This window comes from Streptomyces sp. NPDC003456, assembly GCF_042878735.1.
In the GTDB taxonomy this organism is placed as follows: Bacteria; Actinomycetota; Actinomycetes; order Streptomycetales; family Streptomycetaceae; genus Streptomyces.
In genome coordinates this window covers 373,382-388,789 of record NZ_JBIAOK010000002.1, presented here as the reverse complement: position 1 = coordinate 388,789, position 15,408 = coordinate 373,382, and the positions used below count along the sequence as shown (strand labels likewise).

Genomic DNA, 15,408 nt, shown 5'->3' with positions numbered 1-15,408 from the left:
GGCACCTCCACGAGGTGGGACGCTCCCGCCCTGCGGCGCGATTCCGGGGAGCGTCTCGTCGAAGTGGCCCCACTCTAGGACCGGCCGGACCGGAGGCCAACCGGATTTCGGCGCGTCCGCCGGGGGGCGGTCCGGTCGCAGCCGGGGGGGCCGCCCGGGGTGCGCGTCCCGCCCGGCTCGGGGGCGTCAGTCGTCGAGTGGGTGCCAGACAGCACGGCCGCCGTCCCGCCGGACGGTGCCGAACACCACGTCGGCGAAGTGGATGCCGAACCCGATCGTGCCGGGCTCCCCCAGCTCGGTCACCAGCCGGTGCCGGAATCCGGCGGACTGCTCGGGGTCGTGGTCCGAGGCCGCCGACCACTCCGGGTGCGTCACCTGGATCGGGGAGTGCAGGGCGTCGCCGAAGGCGATGAGCCGCCGTCCACCGGACTCGACGACGTAGGCGAGGTGGCCCGGGGTGTGGCCGGGCATCAGCCGGGCCCGGACCCCTGGGAAGATCTCCTGGCCGTCGGCCACGGTCCGGACGCGGGGCGCGAGGGCCGCCAGCATCTTCTCGTCCGTTCCGTGGGCGTGGAGCAGGTGGCGCCGGGACCATTCGGACTCGCTCACGAGAAGGGCGGCCCGGCCGAAGGCGGGTCCGGTCGTGCCCGGTGCGGGCTGCCAGGCCCATCCGATGTGATCGATGTGCAGATGGGTGAAGGCCACCGCCTCGATGTCCTCGGGGGCCCTGCCGAGCGCGGCCAGGCTGTCCAGCAGCGCGCCGCCGTGCAGGGCGCCGTGCGGGTTGCCGGGTGCGGCGGGCACCGCCTGGGGTCCGAAGCCGGCGTCGATGAGCAACGCGCGGCCGTCGCGCTCCACGAGCAGGCCGCCGATGCCGGCCACGAGGTGCCCGGTGCCGTCCAGGTACTCGGGGTGGGCGGACCACACCTCGTCGCCGGTGTCCGGAAGCCAGCGGTGCGGGACGAGCTGGACCGCGCCGTCGGGCACGTAACTCACCTTCGTCGCCCCGAGTGTCACCGACCTGGCGACCGCGGGCCGCCGCAGTCGTTCACCGGTGATCGGCTCGGCATCGGTGATGGGCTCGGCATCGTTCACTGTGCACCTCTCCAGGAAGACCGGAACGGGGGCCGCCGCCCGGCGGCCGCAGCCCACCATAAGCATCAAGCTAGAACCATTCAAGCTTGCAATATTCAGGCTGCATGCACTCGCTAGACTGGTGGGCATGAGGGACGCGGACGCCCGGGCCACGGCCGAGCGCGAGTTGTGCGGCCTGGTGAACGGCATGGCTCACCGGATCGCGGAGCATGTGCGGCAGCGCGCCGGAAAGCTCGGGCTGACAGCGCCTCAGGCGACCGCTCTGCGCGAGCTGACCGGGCCGATGACCATGCGGGAGCTCGCCGACCGCCTGAGCTGCGAACCCTCCAACGCCACCTTCATCGTCGACAAGCTCGAGAAGCAGGCCCTGATCGAGCGCCGGCCGCATCCCGCCGACCGACGCGCGAAGCAGCTCGTCCTGACGCCGGAAGGCACGGCACTGCGGGAGCGGCTGCTGGAGCTGCTGACCGCGGACTCCCCGCTGGCCGGCTTGTCGCAGGAGGAGCAGCGCACCCTGCAGCGCCTGTTGCAGCAGGCAGTTCAGCACCGCTGATCGGCCGTACGCGGTGCCCGTACCGGCCCCGAGGTGGTGCCCGGCGGGTCCGGGCGGACCCGGTCGGCCGCCGGGGATGAAGCCACCCGCGGGCCGGGCGGTCAGAAGCCGTCGTCGATGCGGTCCTCCCGCATCAGCCGTTCCAGTTCCGCGTCGGACAGCGGGCGCAGCGTGTCCAGGAGACGGCGCAGGCCGGGCTCGGCGAGGGTCTGGCTGGAGACCGTGGCCTCCGCGCCGCGGTACCGGCGGGTCAAGGTGATCTCCGCCGCGCCGCCGGGGACCCGGCGGACCGTGCGGATGCCGCCCCCCGGGTCCGTATCGCACGTCAGGCCCTTCTCCGGCGGCTCGGGGCACCGCGCCCGCGGAGCCGAGGCCGAGTGCACGGTGAGCGAGGCGAGCGAGAACTCGTCCTCCCGGACGCCGCGGTACTCGACACCGAACGCCGGGCCCACCCGGATGCGCGCCACCGTCATCCCGGGCGGTGCCGCGCCCAGGTACTGCACCTCCGCGTACTCCCGGTAGCGGGCGATCTCCGCCTCGTGCTGCCGCTGCCGGGCCTGCGCCGGACCGGCGAAGCCCCCGTAGGCCACAGCGGCCGCGAGCGCGGTCACGGCGCCCAGCCGGACCCACCGGCCCGGCACGAACAACGCGGCGGCCACGGCGTACGGCACCCCGGTCAGCACCACCCGGCCGCCCGCGCCGCCCAGGTCCACGTCGGCCCGGTACGCGGCCAGGCCCGCGACGACCCCGGACGTGCCGAGGAGGAAGACCGCGGTCGCCCAGCCGAAGCGGCCACGGGCGGTGGCGCACAGCGGGACGACCGTCCGAGCCGGGACACCCGCCAGGGCCAGCAGGCCCACGGCCGCCGGCGCACCCACCACGAGCACCACGGACGCGGCACCGCCCCCGCCGCCCCAGGCCGCCGCGAGCAGCGCGAAGCCGAGAGCCGGTACGACGACCACCGCCACCGCCCAGACCAGGACAAGATGCAGCGCCGTCGTCGCCCCTCTGCCGTTCGCCATACGGCGGATGCTGTCAGCCGTACCGTGCGCCGCACATGAGTTGCCGTACTCAGGACCCGGCGGACCGCCGGCACCCGTGACCCCGGCCGCCGTACGGCCGATACTGGCCCGCAGCAGTGTCGCGCCGGACCGTACCGATCCCGGATTCCGGACGTTCGAGAACTGGCCCGCCCCATTGTGAACTGCGAAAATGTTGGCCGGAGACATGTTCACCGGTCCCACCAGGAGGTTCCCGTGAAGATGCTGATCAACGTCCCGGAGACCGTGGTCGCGGACGCGCTGCGCGGTATGGCGGCTGCGCACCCGGAGCTGACCGTCGACGTGGAGAACCGGGTGATCGTGCGGCGGGACGCCCCCGTCGCCGGAAAGGTGGGGCTGGTCTCGGGCGGGGGCTCGGGCCACGAGCCCCTGCACGGCGGATTCGTCGGCCCCGGCATGCTGTCCGCCGCCTGTCCGGGCGAGGTGTTCACCTCCCCGGTGCCGGACCAGATGCTGCGTGCGGCCGCCGCCGTGGACAGCGGGGCCGGTGTGCTGTTCATCGTGAAGAACTACACCGGTGACGTGCTCAACTTCGACATGGCCGCCGAGATGGCCGAGGACGAGGGCATCCAGGTCGCGAAGGTGCTGGTCAACGACGACGTGGCGGTGACCGACAGCCTCTACACCGCCGGTCGGCGCGGCACGGGCGCGACCCTGTTCGTCGAGAAGATCGCGGGAGCCGCCGCCGACGAGGGCATGCCGCTGGAGCGCGTCGAGGCGGTCGCCCGGCAGGTCAACGAGAACTCCCGCAGCTTCGGTGTCGCGCTGAGCGCGTGCAGCACCCCCGCCAAGGGCAGCCCCACCTTCGACCTGCCGCCGGGCGAGCTGGAGTTGGGCATCGGCATCCACGGCGAGCCCGGCCGTGAGCGGCGGGCGATGATGACGTCCGGCGAGATCGCCGAGGCCGCCGTCGCAGCGGTCGTGGAGGACCTCCAGCCGCGCAACCCGGCGCTCGTGCTGGTCAACGGCATGGGTGCGACGCCGCTGCTGGAGCTGTACGGCTTCAACGCCGAGGTGCAGCGGGTGCTGGCCGAACGCGGCGTGCCGGTGGCCCGGGTCCTGGTGGGCAACTACGTCACATCCCTGGACATGGCGGGCGCCTCGCTCACCCTGTGCCAGGTCGACGAGGAACTGCTGCGGCTGTACGACGCGCCGGTGAAGACGCCGGGGCTGCGCTGGGGCGTGTGACGCGCGAGGGCAGCGGACGACCACGTACCTACCAGGCAAGGAGAGCCCGTGCTCGACGCCGATTTCTTCCGCCGTTGGATGACGGCGACCGCCGCGTCCGTCGACCGTGAGGCGGAACGGCTCACCGCCCTCGACTCCCCCATCGGGGACGCCGACCACGGCAGCAACCTCCAGCGCGGCTTCGCCGCCGTGACCGCCGCGCTGAAGGAGGAGTCCGCGGACACGCCCGGGGCCGTCCTGATCCTGGCGGGCCGCCGGCTCATCTCCACGGTCGGCGGCGCCTCGGGGCCGCTGTACGGGACGCTGCTGCGCCGCACCGGGAAGGCCCTCGGCGACGACCCCGAGGTCAGCGAGGAGCAGCTGGCGCAGGCACTGCGGGCCGGGGTGGACGCCGTCATGACGCTCGGGGGTGCCGCACCGGGCGACAAGACCATGATCGACGCCCTGGTCCCGGCGGTGGACGCGCTCGGTGAGTCGTTCGCGGCGGCCCGGGCCGCCGCCGAGGAGGGCGCGGTGGCCACGATTCCCTTGCAGGCGCGCAAGGGCCGGGCCAGCTATGTGGGCGAGCGCAGCATCGGGCACCAGGACCCGGGCGCCACCTCGGCCGCGCTGCTGATCGCGGGACTGGTGGAGGCCGGCGGTGAGTGACGAGCGGCTGGTCGGGATCGTGCTGGTGTCGCACAGCGCCGAGGTGGCCGCCTCGGTCGCCGCGCTGGCCAAGGGGCTGGCCGGAGGTGGCCCGGCCGTGCCCGTCGCCCCGGCGGGCGGCACGGAGGGCGGTGGACTCGGCACCAGCGCCGAGCTGATCGCCGCGGCCGCCCTGTCGGTCGACCGGGGCGCGGGGGTCGCCGTGCTCACCGACCTGGGCAGCGCGGTGCTGACCGTGAAGGCGCTGCTCGCCGAGGGCGACGAACTCCCCGAGGGCACGCGCCTGGTGGACGCGCCGTTCGTGGAGGGAGCCGTGGCGGCGGTCGTCACGGCGGCGACCGGGGCGGATCTGGCGGCGGTGGAGGCGGCCGCGGCGGAGGCGTACTCCTACCGGAAGGTGTAGCGGGCCGTTCACCCACGCGGGACCGCTCCCGCGCACCCGGTGCCCGCCGGTGCGCGGGACTGTCCGGCGCGAGGGTGCCCGCCGGTGCAGCCCGGCCGGGCGGCGCTCCTGCCGCGTGCGGAGTCCGGCCGCCGGGCCGGCGGCGCCCGCTCAGCCGACCGGTGTGCTCGGGGCGGGCGCCGCGCCGATCAGCCGGAGGGCCGCCCGCTCCCCCGCCTTCACGGCCGCCGCGTGGTCCTCGATGGGTACGGCCTTCGCGTTCTTGAACACGATGTAGGTCACGCCCGAGGGCACTCCCCCGCCGTGCGGGTCGGGGCGGATGCCGAGCGCCGCGGCGGTCGCGTAGGAGGCCTCGCCGATGATGTTCTGCGGACCCGTGTCGCCGACGACCGCGTACTGCACCCGGTCGCGGTAGACGACGGCGACGACCGAACCGCCGCCGATCCCGTGGGCGCGGTAGTCCCAGATGCGGCTCGGCGCGGGCACGACGATGAACGGGAGGCGCTCGGCGCTCAGCGGGCGGCCGTCCGACTGGGCGTACGCGGTACTCGCAGCGAAGTAGGGATCCGTACTCCGGTTGCAGCGCGGACCGGGGCGGCCGTCGCAGTCGATGTCCATGTCGGCCTTCCAGTGCACGGTGGCGCGGGTGCCGCAGACCGGGATGTCGGCGGGTCGGCCGTTGTCGCTGCGGTACCGGCCCTTGGAGATCTGGTCGCACGCGCGGACCGCGGCGAGCAGGTCGGCGGCGCGGACACCGCCCTCACGCCACACGACCGGCCGGGTGCGCTGCTGGGGCGGGTCGGCGGGCGCGGCCGTCGGGGCGAGCAGGACGGCACTGGCCGCGGCCAGCGTGAGGGACTGGACACGCACGATGGGTGAGCCTCTCCTCGGGGACCTGACGGACACTCAGCCCAATCTGTGCCCGGTCCGGTGGCCGGGCCACCGTTGAGGGGCCGGACGGTGCACGCGTCCGCGACCGGGACGGGGGCCGGGAGGCCGGTGCACCAAGAGGCCCCGGACGTCCCGGCCGCTCGCTCCGGCGCCGGATCCACGACGACAGCGGTCCGCGCGGCAGGCTCGAACTGGCGGCGTCGACAAGCCGGTTCTGCACCGGGCACTTCAGCGCCCGGGCCGCAGAGGGACTTCCGCGCCGGCGTCCGGAGATCCGGGAGGGCGAGGCTCTGGTGCGCGACCCGGCACCACCCCCCTCTTGATGTGATCGCGTCAGGGCGGCATATTGGTCCGGACCATTCCCGAGTGCCGCCCCGGGAGGCAGTGAACGTGCGAGTCCCCTCCGCTCTCCCCGCTTCCCCGCGACGGCTCGCGCTCTGCGCGGGCCTGGCTCTCCTCACCTCGTGCGGCTGGGCCGGTACCGGCCAGGAGGACGGCGGCTCCCTGCCCGGCGCGCCGACGGGGGTCACCGCGCAGGCGGGCACCGCGACCAGCGTGCACGTCATGTGGAACACGACCGCCCGGGCCGAGCGCTACGAGGTGTATCGCGGCACCACGAAGGTCGAGGAGGTGCCTGGTTCGAAGCACATGGTGGATGTCACCAGGCTTCGGCCGTCCACTTCGTACGTTTTCACCGTGCGGGCGCGGGACACCGACGGGCGTCTGGGCCCGAGCAGCCGCGCCGTGCGGGCGCGGACGCCCGCGGCCGTCGCGGACGACCGCTCGGCCCCGAGCCGCCCCGCGCGACCGAAGGGCCGGCCGGCGGGGAGCCGGGCGGTGCAGCTGACCTGGTCCGCCTCGAAGGACGACCGAAAGGTGGTGTCGTACGACATCCAGCAGAGCGGCACCAAGATCCACAGTGTGGGCGGGAACCAGACGGCCGCGGTGGTCACGGGGCTGCGGCCCGGCAGGGCCTATGTGTTCACCGTCCGAGCCCGGGACGCGGCCGGGAACGTCTCCCCCGCCGGCGCCGCCGTCCGGGTCACCACCCCGGGCAGGGACGACGGCCGGGGGACGGCGCCCACCGGCTTCCGGGCGACGAGCCGCCGTGCGGACGGTGCCCACCATCTCCATCTCAGCTGGGTTCCACCCCGGGTCGACGGCGAGATCACGGAGTACCAGATCCAGCTCGACGGCAGGCCCGCCACCTCCCTGGTGTACGGGGGACGGGCCCCCAGGGACCGGGCCGAGTACAGCTTCTACGTGGGGCGCGAGTCCGGTGTCCGCCACCGGGTGCGCGTCCGGGCGATGCTGCCGGACGGCACCTGGGGAGGCTTCTCGGCGGAGCGCACGGTGATCACCGGCGCGGGGCGCTGACCCCGCCCGGTTCACCCGGTGGCGGCACACCGTCACCTGCACGGGGGCGCCCGGCGTGCGGCCCGGGTCCGGGGCGTCTTGGCTGACTCCGAGGCAGCACGGGCGTTCCCCGACCCTCGGCGGCGCAAAGGGATGTACCGCCAACCGTGCCGCCGGAGGGCAGTCCACATGAGCAACTCATCGTCAGTTCTCCGCTCCGGCCTGACCGTGGCAGCCGCCGCCGCGCTGCCCCTCTTCGCGGCCGCGGCGCCCGCCTTCGCCGGCCCGGGCATCTCCGTGAGCACCACGGGGACGACCGTGTCGGTCACGACCAGCTCCTGCACCCAGATCAACGGCAGCTGGGGCACCGCCTCGCTGCTGACCAGCAGTCAGGGCAGCTTCGCCCAGGGACGCCAGGTGACCCTGTCGGGGACGGCCACCAGCCAGTCCGCCGCCTGGTCCGGTGTCTCGCCGGGCACGTACACGGTGATCGTGGTCTGCTCCGACGGCACCACGGCCGGCACGCAGTCCGTCGTGGTGTCCACGGCGCCCACGCCCTCGCGGTCGGCGTCCCCCTCGGCCTCGCCGTCCCGCGGCGTCATGGGCGGCGTCGGCGGGTCCTCGACGGACTACGGCACCGTCACCCTGGTGGCGGGCGGCGCGCTGGTCGGCACCGGTGTGCTCGGCACGGCGCTGTACCTGCGCCGGCGCAACAAGCCGCACCGGCTCTGAGCCGGTGCGTACGGCGGCCCGCCCTTCCGAAGCGCTCCGGTCGGGCGGGCCGCGGTCAGGTCCGTGCGGACGGCCCGGCCGGTGCGCCGTCCGGCACTTCGGGGAAGTCGGCCAGGGCCCGTCGCAGCCACTGGGTCCAGAAGGTCTCCAGGTCGATGCCCGCCCGCAGCACCAGGTGGCGCAGCCGGTCCTCGGTGGCGTCGCGGCCCGGCGGGAAGTCGCGCTCCTCGATCTCGCGGTACTCCGCCAGCTGCCTCTCGTGCAGCTCCAGGTGGCGCCGCAGATCGGCCTCCAGCCCGGCCGTGCCGACGACGGCCGCCGCCCGGAGCCGCAGCAGCAGCGTGTCGCGCTGCGGCTTGGGGTCCTGGGGGGCGGCGGTCCAGCGGGCCAGTTCGGCGCGGCCCGCGGGCAGGACCTCGTAGCTCTTCTTCTGCCCGCGGGCCGGCTGCTCGGAGGGCAGGGCCCGGATGAGGCCGTCGGACTCCAGCTTTCCCAGCTCGCGGTAGATCTGCTGGTGCGTCGCCGACCAGAAGTAGCCGATCGACCGGTCGAAGCGGCGCGTCAGCTCCAGCCCCGACGACGGCTTCTCGAGCAGGGCGGTCAGAATCGCGTGCGGGAGTGACATGGCCTCATCCTAGGGACGCGGTCGCGCCCTACAGGGCGGCCGCCAGTTCGGTGCCCTGCTTGATGGCGCGCTTGGCGTCCAGCTCGGCGGCCACGTCCGCGCCGCCGATGAGGTGCGCGCTGCGCCCGGCCGCGATCAGCTCCTCGTACAGGCCGCGGCGCGGCTCCTGGCCGGTGCACAGCACGACGGTGTCGACCTCCAGCACCGTGCTCTCCTCGCCGACCGTGATGTGCAGCCCGGCGTCGTCGATCCGGTCGTAGCGCACGCCGGGGACCATGGTGACGCCGCGGTGCTTGAGTTCGGTGCGGTGGATCCAGCCGGTGGTCTTGCCGAGGCCGGCGCCCACCTTGGACGTCTTGCGCTGCAGCAGGTGGACGGTGCGCGGCGGGGCGGGCCGCTCGGGGGCGGCGAGGCCGCCGGGGCCGCGGTAGTCGAGGTCGACGCCCCACTGCCGGAAGTACGTCTGCGGGTCCTCGTGGGCCTTGTCGCCGCTGTCGGTGAGGAATTCGGCGACGTCGAAGCCGATGCCGCCCGCGCCGAGGATCGCCACCCGGTCGCCGACGGGTGCGCCGTCGCGCAGCACGTCGAGGTAGCCGAGGACGCTCGGGTGGTCGACCCCCGGTATGTCGGGGGTGCGGGGGCTGACACCGGTGGCGACGACGACCTCGTCGTAGCCGTCGACGTCCGCGCTCGTGACGAGGGTGTCCAGCCGCACCTCGACGCCGTGCTGGTCGAGCTGGGTGCGGAAGTAGCGCAGCGTCTCGTCGAACTCCTGCTTGCCGGGGACCTTGCGGGCGATGTTCAGCTGGCCGCCGATCTCGCTCGCCGCGTCGAAGAGCGTGACCTCGTGCCCGCGTTCGGCGGCGGAGACGGCGCAGGCCAGACCGGCCGGTCCGGCGCCGACCACGGCGACGCGCTTGCGCAGCCGGGTCGGGGAGAGCACCAGCTCGGTCTCGTGGCAGGCGCGCGGGTTGACCAGGCAGGAGGTGATCAGGCCGCTGAAGGTGTGGTCCAGACAGGCCTGGTTGCAGCCGATGCAGGTGTTGATCGCCTCCGGCCGGCCGGCCGCGGCCTTGCTGACGAAGTCCGGGTCGGCGAGCATCGGGCGGGCCATCGACACCATGTCGGCCGCGCCGTCGGCGAGCAACTCCTCGGCCAGCTCCGGGGTGTTGATGCGGTTGGTGGTGACGAGCGGCACGGACACCTCGCCCATGAGCCGCTTGGTCACCCACGTGTAGGCGCCGCGCGGCACGGAGGTCGCGATGGTGGGGATGCGGGCCTCGTGCCAGCCGATGCCGGTGTTGATGATGGTCGCCCCGGCGGCCTCGACGGCCTTGGCGAGGGTGACGACCTCGTCCAGGGTCGAGCCGCCGGGGACGAGGTCGAGCATGGACAGGCGGTAGATGACGATGAAGTCCTCGCCGACCGCCTCGCGCACCCGGCGCACGATCTCCAGCGGGAAGCGCATGCGGTTCTCGTACGAGCCGCCCCAGCGGTCGGTGCGCCGGTTGGTCTGCTGCGCGATGAACTCGTTGACGAGGTAGCCCTCGGAGCCCATGATCTCGACACCGTCGTAGCCGGCCTGCCGGGCGAGGCGGGCGGTGCGGGCGTAGTCGTCGATCGTCCGCTCGATGTCGGCGTCGGTGAGTTCGCGGGGCGGGAAGGGGCTGATGGGCGCCTGGAGGGGGCTGGGCGCCACGAGGTCCTTGTGGTAGGCGTAGCGGCCGAAGTGCAGGATCTGCAGGGCGATCCGGCCGCCCTCGCCGTGCACGGCGTCCGTGACGACCCGGTGCTCCTCGGCCTCTTCCTCGGTGGTGAGCCTGGCGCCGCCCTCGTAGGGCCTGCCCTCGTCGTTGGGCGCGATGCCGCCGGTGACGATCAGGCCCACGCCGCCGCGGGCGCGGGCGGCGTAGAAGGCGGCCATGCGCGCGAACCCGCCCTCGGCCTCCTCCAGGCCGACATGCATCGAGCCCATGAGGACCCGGTTGGGCAGGGTGGTGAAGCCCAGGTCGAGGGGGCTCAGCAGGTGCGGGTAACGGCTCATCGGGCCCTCCGTGCGCGGTGTCGTCCCCGTAGTTGTAGAGGACTACCGCGGGTTTGTGCAACTAGTTGCACAAGGCGTGACGGAGGGCACAGCGGGGCCGTGACCAGCGGTTCGGGGCCCGTCCGACACACATGTGGCCGGCCGCCATCCCTGGGCACCCATGTGGTGCGCGGCTGCGGTCAGATACCCATGTGGCCGGTCGCTACGGTCGGACAGCCATGTGGCCGGTCGCTACGGTCGCACCCGCCTGTGGCCGGTGGAGACGGTCGGGCACACCTGTGGCCGGCCGCCGCGTCCGGGGACGCCACGGCCGGCGCACGGCGAGGGGCCGACCCGCACGGCGAGAGGCCGACCCGCTCTGCGAGGGCTCGCGGAGGGCTCACCCCGCGCTGCGGGGGCTCACCTGCTCTGCCGGGCATCACCTGCGCTGCGGGAACTCACCTGCTCTGCAGGCGGACGTGCAGCTCCTTCTCCTGGTCGCCGGAGGCGGTGCTCAGGTCGTGGACGTCGAACAAGGAGTCCAGGGTGGTGCGCAGCCGCTCGATCGCCCAGTAGCCGCCGTGCAGGTCGGCCTCGACGGAGGACGACAGGGTCACCGGGGTGGCGCGCCCACGCTCGTCGGCGATGTCGAAGGTGCCGAGCCAGACGGTGGGCCGAGTCTCGTGCAGTTCCTCGGGCACGTCGTCGGCGCACCGGTCGGACTCGTAACAGGAGCACAGCGCGTCGAACACGGTCCGGGCGTCGTGCTTGCTGCACCCGCTGATCTCCACCGAGACGGAGTGGGGGTGCGGTCGCTCATGATCCATCGTGATCGCTCCTTCCACGGCCACGCGGCCGGTCCGCCCCTCCCCCAGCAAAGCACCACCGGCCGATGAGCACTACCGGCGGCGCCCCCGCCGTCCGCACGGCGGTCACGGCCGCGGTGGGAGATGGTGGAAGGTGGTGCAAGGAGCCGCTCGAACGCGGCCGCACGCGGTACAACATGGGGTGTCGGCGCACGAGAGCGTGCGCCGGGGAACGGCGAACGGGGCGTGGGATGAGTGCAGCCGGGGCTCCCGAGGGCGACGGACAGCCACGCGGCTCCGCACGGCCCAGCGGACTGCTCGACGTCCTGCGGGTGGCCTCCATCGTCCTCGACTCCGAGGGCCGCATCGTGCTGTGGAGTCCGCAGGCCGAGGAACTGTTCGGCTACGACGCCGCGGAGGCGCTCGGGCAGTACGCCGCCCGGATCATGGTCCACGAGAAGCACCTCGACCTCGTGGTGAAGCTGTTCGCCGACGTCATGGGCACCGGCCAGAGCTGGGCGGGGGCCTTCCCCGTCCGCCGCAAGGACGGCACCACACGGGTGGTGGAGTTCCGCAACATGCGGCTGCTGGACGACCAGGGCGACGTGTACGCGCTGGGACTGTGCGCCGACCAGGGCACCGTGCACCGGCTGGAGCGCGAGGTGGCGCTGTCCACCCGGATGATCGCCCAGTCCCCGACCGGGCTGGCCGTGCTCGACACCGGGCTGCGGTACGTGTCGGTCAACCCGGCGCTGGAGGAGATCAACGGCGTCCCCGTCGAGGAACACCTGGGCCGCACGGTCCGCGAGGTCGTGCCGGGGATGGACGTCGACGCCCTGGAGACCGCGGCCCGCCGGGTGCTGGAGACCGGCCGGCCGGTCGTCGACCAGTCCACAATCGGCCGTACCCCCGCGGATCCGCACCAGGACCACGCCTGGTCGATCTCGCTGTACCGGCTGGAGAACGCCTTCGGGACCGTGCTGGGCGTGGCCGTCTCCGTCGTCGACGTCACCGAGCAGTACCAGGCGGGCATCGAGGCGGAGGCCGCGCGGCGGCGGCTGGCCCTGATCGCCGACGCCTCGGGCCGGATCGGCACCACGCTGGACCTGGAGCGCACGGCCAGTGAACTCGCCGAGGTGGCCGTCCCCGAACTCGCCGACATCGCGGCCGTCGACCTGCTGGACGCGGTGGTGCAGGGCCGGCGCACCAGTCTCGGGCCGGCCGAGTCCGCGGTGATCCGCGCACTGGCGGTACGGGGGTACGACTCCGCCGAGGCGCTGGAGGCGGCCGACACCCCCGGGCAGGTGGCCCGCTACGCCTCCGACCGCCTGGTCACCCAGTGCGTGCGCACGGCCGACCCGGTGATGCTCCCGGAGGTCAAGGAGGAGGACCTGGCGCGCATCGCGCGCTCCCCCGAGGCCGCCGAGCTGCTGCGCCGGGCGGGCGTGCACTCGTACCTGGCGGTGCCGCTGATCGCGCGCGGCGAGGTGCTGGGCGCCCTGGACCTCAAGCGCACCCGCAATCCGCTGCCGTTCAGCGAGGACGACCTGCTGCTGGCACGGGAGCTGGCCGCACGGGCCGCCGTGCAGATCGACAACGCGCGCTGGTACCAGAGCGCCCGCGAGACGGCACTCACCCTCCAGCGGAGCCTGCTGCCCAGCCACCCGCCCGTGACGGGCGGCCTGGAGGTCGCCTCCCGCTACCAGCCGGCCGGGTCGACCAGCGAGGTCGGCGGCGACTGGTTCGACGTGATCGAACTGGAGGGCGGCAAGACAGCCCTCGTGGTGGGCGACGTGATGGGCAGCGGCATCCCCGCCGCGGCGGCGATGGGGCGGCTGCGCACCGCCACCAACACCCTCGCCTCCCTCGATCTCGATCCGCACGTGCTGCTGGAGCACCTCGACCGGATCACCGCCGGCCTGGAGCAGTCCATCGCGACCTGCGTGTACGCCGTCCACGACCCGCATCTGCGCCAGTGCCGCATCGCCAACGCCGGGCACCTGCCGCCGGTGCGCGTCCGGGTGGGCCGCTCCCCGGAGCTGCTCGACCTGCCGACCGGCGTCCCGCTGGGCGTGGGCGGGGTGGCCTTCGCCACCACCACCGTGGACCTCGACCCGGGCGACCGGCTGGTGTTCTACACCGACGGTCTCGTCGAGACCCGCCGCGACCCGCTCGACGACCGGCTCGGCACCCTGCTGTCCCTGCTGGAGGGGCCCGACCGCCCGCTGGAGGAGGTCTGCGAGCTGCTGCTGCGGACCCTGCACGAGCCGGACAACTTCGACGACGTCGCTCTGCTGGTCGCCCGCGCCACGGCGCCGGGTGGCGGGACCGGGGCTCCGGCCGCTGCGGACGTCAGGACCTGACGCCGATCACTACGTGCGCGTAGAGCTCCTCCGAGACGGCCGGCCGGGCCACCAGGCCGTGGCTCTCGAAGGCCGCGACGGCGTCCGGGGCCTGGTCCCGGCTCGTCTCCACGAGGACGCAGCCGCCCGGAGCGAGCCAGTCCGGCGCCCCGGCCGCGACCCGGCGCAGGACGTCCAGCCCGTCGCCGCCGCCGTCGAGGGCGACCCGCGGCTCGTGATCGCGGGCCTCCTGGGGCAGCAGCCCGATCTCACCGCTCGGCACGTAGGGCACGTTGGCCGCGAGGATGCCGACCCGGCCGCGCAGTTCGCCGGGCAGCGCGTCGAACAGGTCGCCGCGGTGGACGTGTCCGCCCAGGGGGCCGAGGTTGCCGCGGGCGCAGCGCACGGCGGCCGGGTCCACGTCCGCGGCGTGCAGTTCCACGGGTCCGAGTCCGGCGGCCAGCGCGGCGGCGACCGCGCCCGAGCCGCAGCACAGGTCGACGACGACCCGGGCGCCGGGCGCCTGCCGCAGCGCCTGCTCCACGAGGAACTCGGTACGGCGGCGCGGGACGAAGACGCCCGGGGCGACGGCGATCCGCAAGCCCCGGAACGCGGCCCAGCCGACGACCAGTTCGAGGGGCAGCCCCTCGGCGCGGCGGCCGGCCATGGCGGCGGCCTCGGCCGGGGTGCGGGCGGCGGCGAGGATCAGCTCGGCCTCGTCCTCGGCGAAGACGCAGCCCGCGGCACGCAGGGCGGCGACGAGGGACGCGCGGGAGGACGGAGAAGACCCGGAGGGTGCGGGAGAAGGGGAGGACGCGGAAGACGCGGAGGACGCAGGAGAAGGGGAGGACGCGGAGGACGCGGAGGACATGGAAGCCAGGAGCCTTTCGAGAGCCGAAGGGCGCTCAGCGGACGCCTACGACCGGCGATCCGCGCGAGGTCGGAGGGAGAGCACCCGAGCTGACACAGCGGTAATGGGTCTCACCTCCTCGGCTTTCCGGCGGCCGGGTCCGTCCCCGGCCGGACGGCAACCCTACCCGACCGATCGGGCGGCCCGAGGGCTCGGTGGGATCCCCGGGTTCGGCGCCCAGGGCGCGCAAGTGGTTGGCCCATGCAACGATGGGAGGGGAGCCCCGGCGTTCGAGGAGGTGACGGTGCCCACCGCCCACTCCGCGCAGACCCGGCGCACCGCCGACGCGGTGGAGACCATCCAGCGGGAGATGACGGTCTTCGCCCGCCGGGCCCGTGCCGCCGCGGGGCGGATGCACCCGGAGCTGTCGCTGGTGTCCTACACGCTGCTCGGGCATCTGGAGGAGAGCGGCGGGTGCCGGGCCACCGACCTGGCCACCCACTACGCCCTGGACAAGTCCACGGTGAGCCGTCAGGTGACCGCGCTGGAACGGGCGGGGCTGGTCGCGCGCCGCCCGGACCCCGACGACCAGCGCGTGCAGGTGCTCCATCTGACCGAGGCAGGGCAGCGCATCCTGGCGCAGGTCACGCGGAGCCGCAGAACGGCCTTCCGGGAGCGGCTGGCGAGCTGGCCCGCCGAGGACCTGGAGCGCTTCGCCGACTACCTGGTGCGCTACAACAGCTCGCCGGGCCCGGGTGCAGAGGAGCAGGACGCGGACGCCCACCAGCCACGGACGGCCACCACATAGTGCTGCAACCCACCTCCCACGGCCGTC

At 74.0% G+C, this 15,408-nt stretch carries 15 protein-coding genes; 8 read left to right on the top strand and 7 right to left on the bottom strand.

All coding sequences use genetic code 11. From position 1 onward, the window contains the following. Nucleotides 1-186: 186 nt before the first annotated feature. Nucleotides 187-1,077, bottom strand: a complete 891-nt coding sequence (locus ACFYWG_RS07370; protein WP_383508425.1) for an MBL fold metallo-hydrolase — start codon at nucleotides 1,075-1,077, stop codon at nucleotides 187-189. Nucleotides 1,078-1,222: 145 nt separating this feature from the next. Here ACFYWG_RS07370 and ACFYWG_RS07365 point away from each other — a divergent pair, with 145 nt between their 5' ends. Beyond that, on the top strand, nucleotides 1,223-1,648 hold the full coding sequence (locus ACFYWG_RS07365) for a MarR family winged helix-turn-helix transcriptional regulator (RefSeq protein WP_376329843.1): 426 nt from the start codon (nucleotides 1,223-1,225) through the stop codon (nucleotides 1,646-1,648). A 101-nt stretch (nucleotides 1,649-1,749) separates the two neighbouring features. Here ACFYWG_RS07365 and ACFYWG_RS07360 read toward each other — a convergent pair whose 3' ends face one another. Continuing rightward, nucleotides 1,750-2,670: a hypothetical protein gene (locus tag ACFYWG_RS07360; RefSeq protein WP_389199865.1), complete on the bottom strand. Its 921-nt coding sequence runs from the start codon at nucleotides 2,668-2,670 to the stop codon at nucleotides 1,750-1,752. Between the two features lie 234 nt (nucleotides 2,671-2,904). On the opposite strand from ACFYWG_RS07360, the gene dhaK reads away from it, so the two are divergent. Genes dhaK through ACFYWG_RS07345 form a run of 3 tightly spaced genes read left to right on the top strand, consistent with a single transcriptional unit; the run spans nucleotide 2,905 to nucleotide 4,948 of the window. Then, complete coding sequence (dhaK, locus tag ACFYWG_RS07355; protein WP_383508434.1) at nucleotides 2,905-3,897, top strand: dihydroxyacetone kinase subunit DhaK; 993 nt, start codon at nucleotides 2,905-2,907, stop codon at nucleotides 3,895-3,897. 48 nt (nucleotides 3,898-3,945) lie between these two features. Further along, nucleotides 3,946-4,545: a dihydroxyacetone kinase subunit DhaL gene (gene dhaL, locus ACFYWG_RS07350; protein ID WP_383508437.1), complete on the top strand. Its 600-nt coding sequence runs from the start codon at nucleotides 3,946-3,948 to the stop codon at nucleotides 4,543-4,545. Continuing rightward, on the top strand, nucleotides 4,538-4,948 hold the full coding sequence (locus ACFYWG_RS07345) for a PTS fructose transporter subunit IIA (RefSeq protein ID WP_376329850.1): 411 nt from the start codon (nucleotides 4,538-4,540) through the stop codon (nucleotides 4,946-4,948). Before dhaL ends, ACFYWG_RS07345 begins: the two co-directional genes overlap by 8 nt. A gap of 150 nt (nucleotides 4,949-5,098) precedes the next feature. Here the strand turns inward: ACFYWG_RS07345 and ACFYWG_RS07340 are convergent, their stop codons facing one another. Further along, nucleotides 5,099-5,818, bottom strand: a complete 720-nt coding sequence (locus ACFYWG_RS07340) for a glycoside hydrolase family 75 protein (RefSeq protein ID WP_389199862.1) — start codon at nucleotides 5,816-5,818, stop codon at nucleotides 5,099-5,101. Between the two features lie 411 nt (nucleotides 5,819-6,229). On the opposite strand from ACFYWG_RS07340, the gene ACFYWG_RS07335 reads away from it, so the two are divergent. Then, nucleotides 6,230-7,216 (top strand): fibronectin type III domain-containing protein, encoded by a 987-nt coding sequence (locus ACFYWG_RS07335; RefSeq protein ID WP_389199860.1) that lies wholly within the window; start codon nucleotides 6,230-6,232, stop codon nucleotides 7,214-7,216. A 168-nt stretch (nucleotides 7,217-7,384) separates the two neighbouring features. After that, on the top strand, nucleotides 7,385-7,927 hold the full coding sequence (locus tag ACFYWG_RS07330; RefSeq protein ID WP_385414461.1) for a hypothetical protein: 543 nt from the start codon (nucleotides 7,385-7,387) through the stop codon (nucleotides 7,925-7,927). Between the two features lie 55 nt (nucleotides 7,928-7,982). Here the strand turns inward: ACFYWG_RS07330 and ACFYWG_RS07325 are convergent, their stop codons facing one another. From ACFYWG_RS07325 to ACFYWG_RS07315, 3 genes are all read right to left on the bottom strand, one after another. After that, the gene (locus tag ACFYWG_RS07325) at nucleotides 7,983-8,552 is read right to left on the bottom strand and encodes a PadR family transcriptional regulator (protein ID WP_376329856.1); all 570 of its coding nucleotides are present in this window, start codon (nucleotides 8,550-8,552) and stop codon (nucleotides 7,983-7,985) included. Between the two features lie 28 nt (nucleotides 8,553-8,580). After that, entirely contained in the window at nucleotides 8,581-10,596 is a 2,016-nt protein-coding gene (locus ACFYWG_RS07320; protein WP_389199857.1) for an FAD-dependent oxidoreductase, read from the bottom strand. A gap of 437 nt (nucleotides 10,597-11,033) precedes the next feature. Then, on the bottom strand, nucleotides 11,034-11,402 hold the full coding sequence (locus ACFYWG_RS07315; RefSeq protein WP_383508452.1) for a hypothetical protein: 369 nt from the start codon (nucleotides 11,400-11,402) through the stop codon (nucleotides 11,034-11,036). 230 nt (nucleotides 11,403-11,632) lie between these two features. Between ACFYWG_RS07315 and ACFYWG_RS07310 the strand changes: the two genes are divergently transcribed. Beyond that, entirely contained in the window at nucleotides 11,633-13,744 is a 2,112-nt protein-coding gene (locus tag ACFYWG_RS07310; RefSeq protein ID WP_383508454.1) for a SpoIIE family protein phosphatase, read from the top strand. Here ACFYWG_RS07310 and ACFYWG_RS07305 read toward each other — a convergent pair. After that, a complete protein-coding gene (locus ACFYWG_RS07305; protein ID WP_383508457.1) occupies nucleotides 13,734-14,594 on the bottom strand; it encodes a putative protein N(5)-glutamine methyltransferase in 861 nt (286 codons plus the stop codon). The two genes, ACFYWG_RS07310 and ACFYWG_RS07305, sit on opposite strands and share 11 nt — an antisense overlap. A gap of 349 nt (nucleotides 14,595-14,943) precedes the next feature. Between ACFYWG_RS07305 and ACFYWG_RS07300 the strand changes: the two genes are divergently transcribed. Further along, nucleotides 14,944-15,381: a MarR family winged helix-turn-helix transcriptional regulator gene (locus ACFYWG_RS07300; RefSeq protein ID WP_389200732.1), complete on the top strand. Its 438-nt coding sequence runs from the start codon at nucleotides 14,944-14,946 to the stop codon at nucleotides 15,379-15,381. Nucleotides 15,382-15,408: the final 27 nt, after the last annotated feature.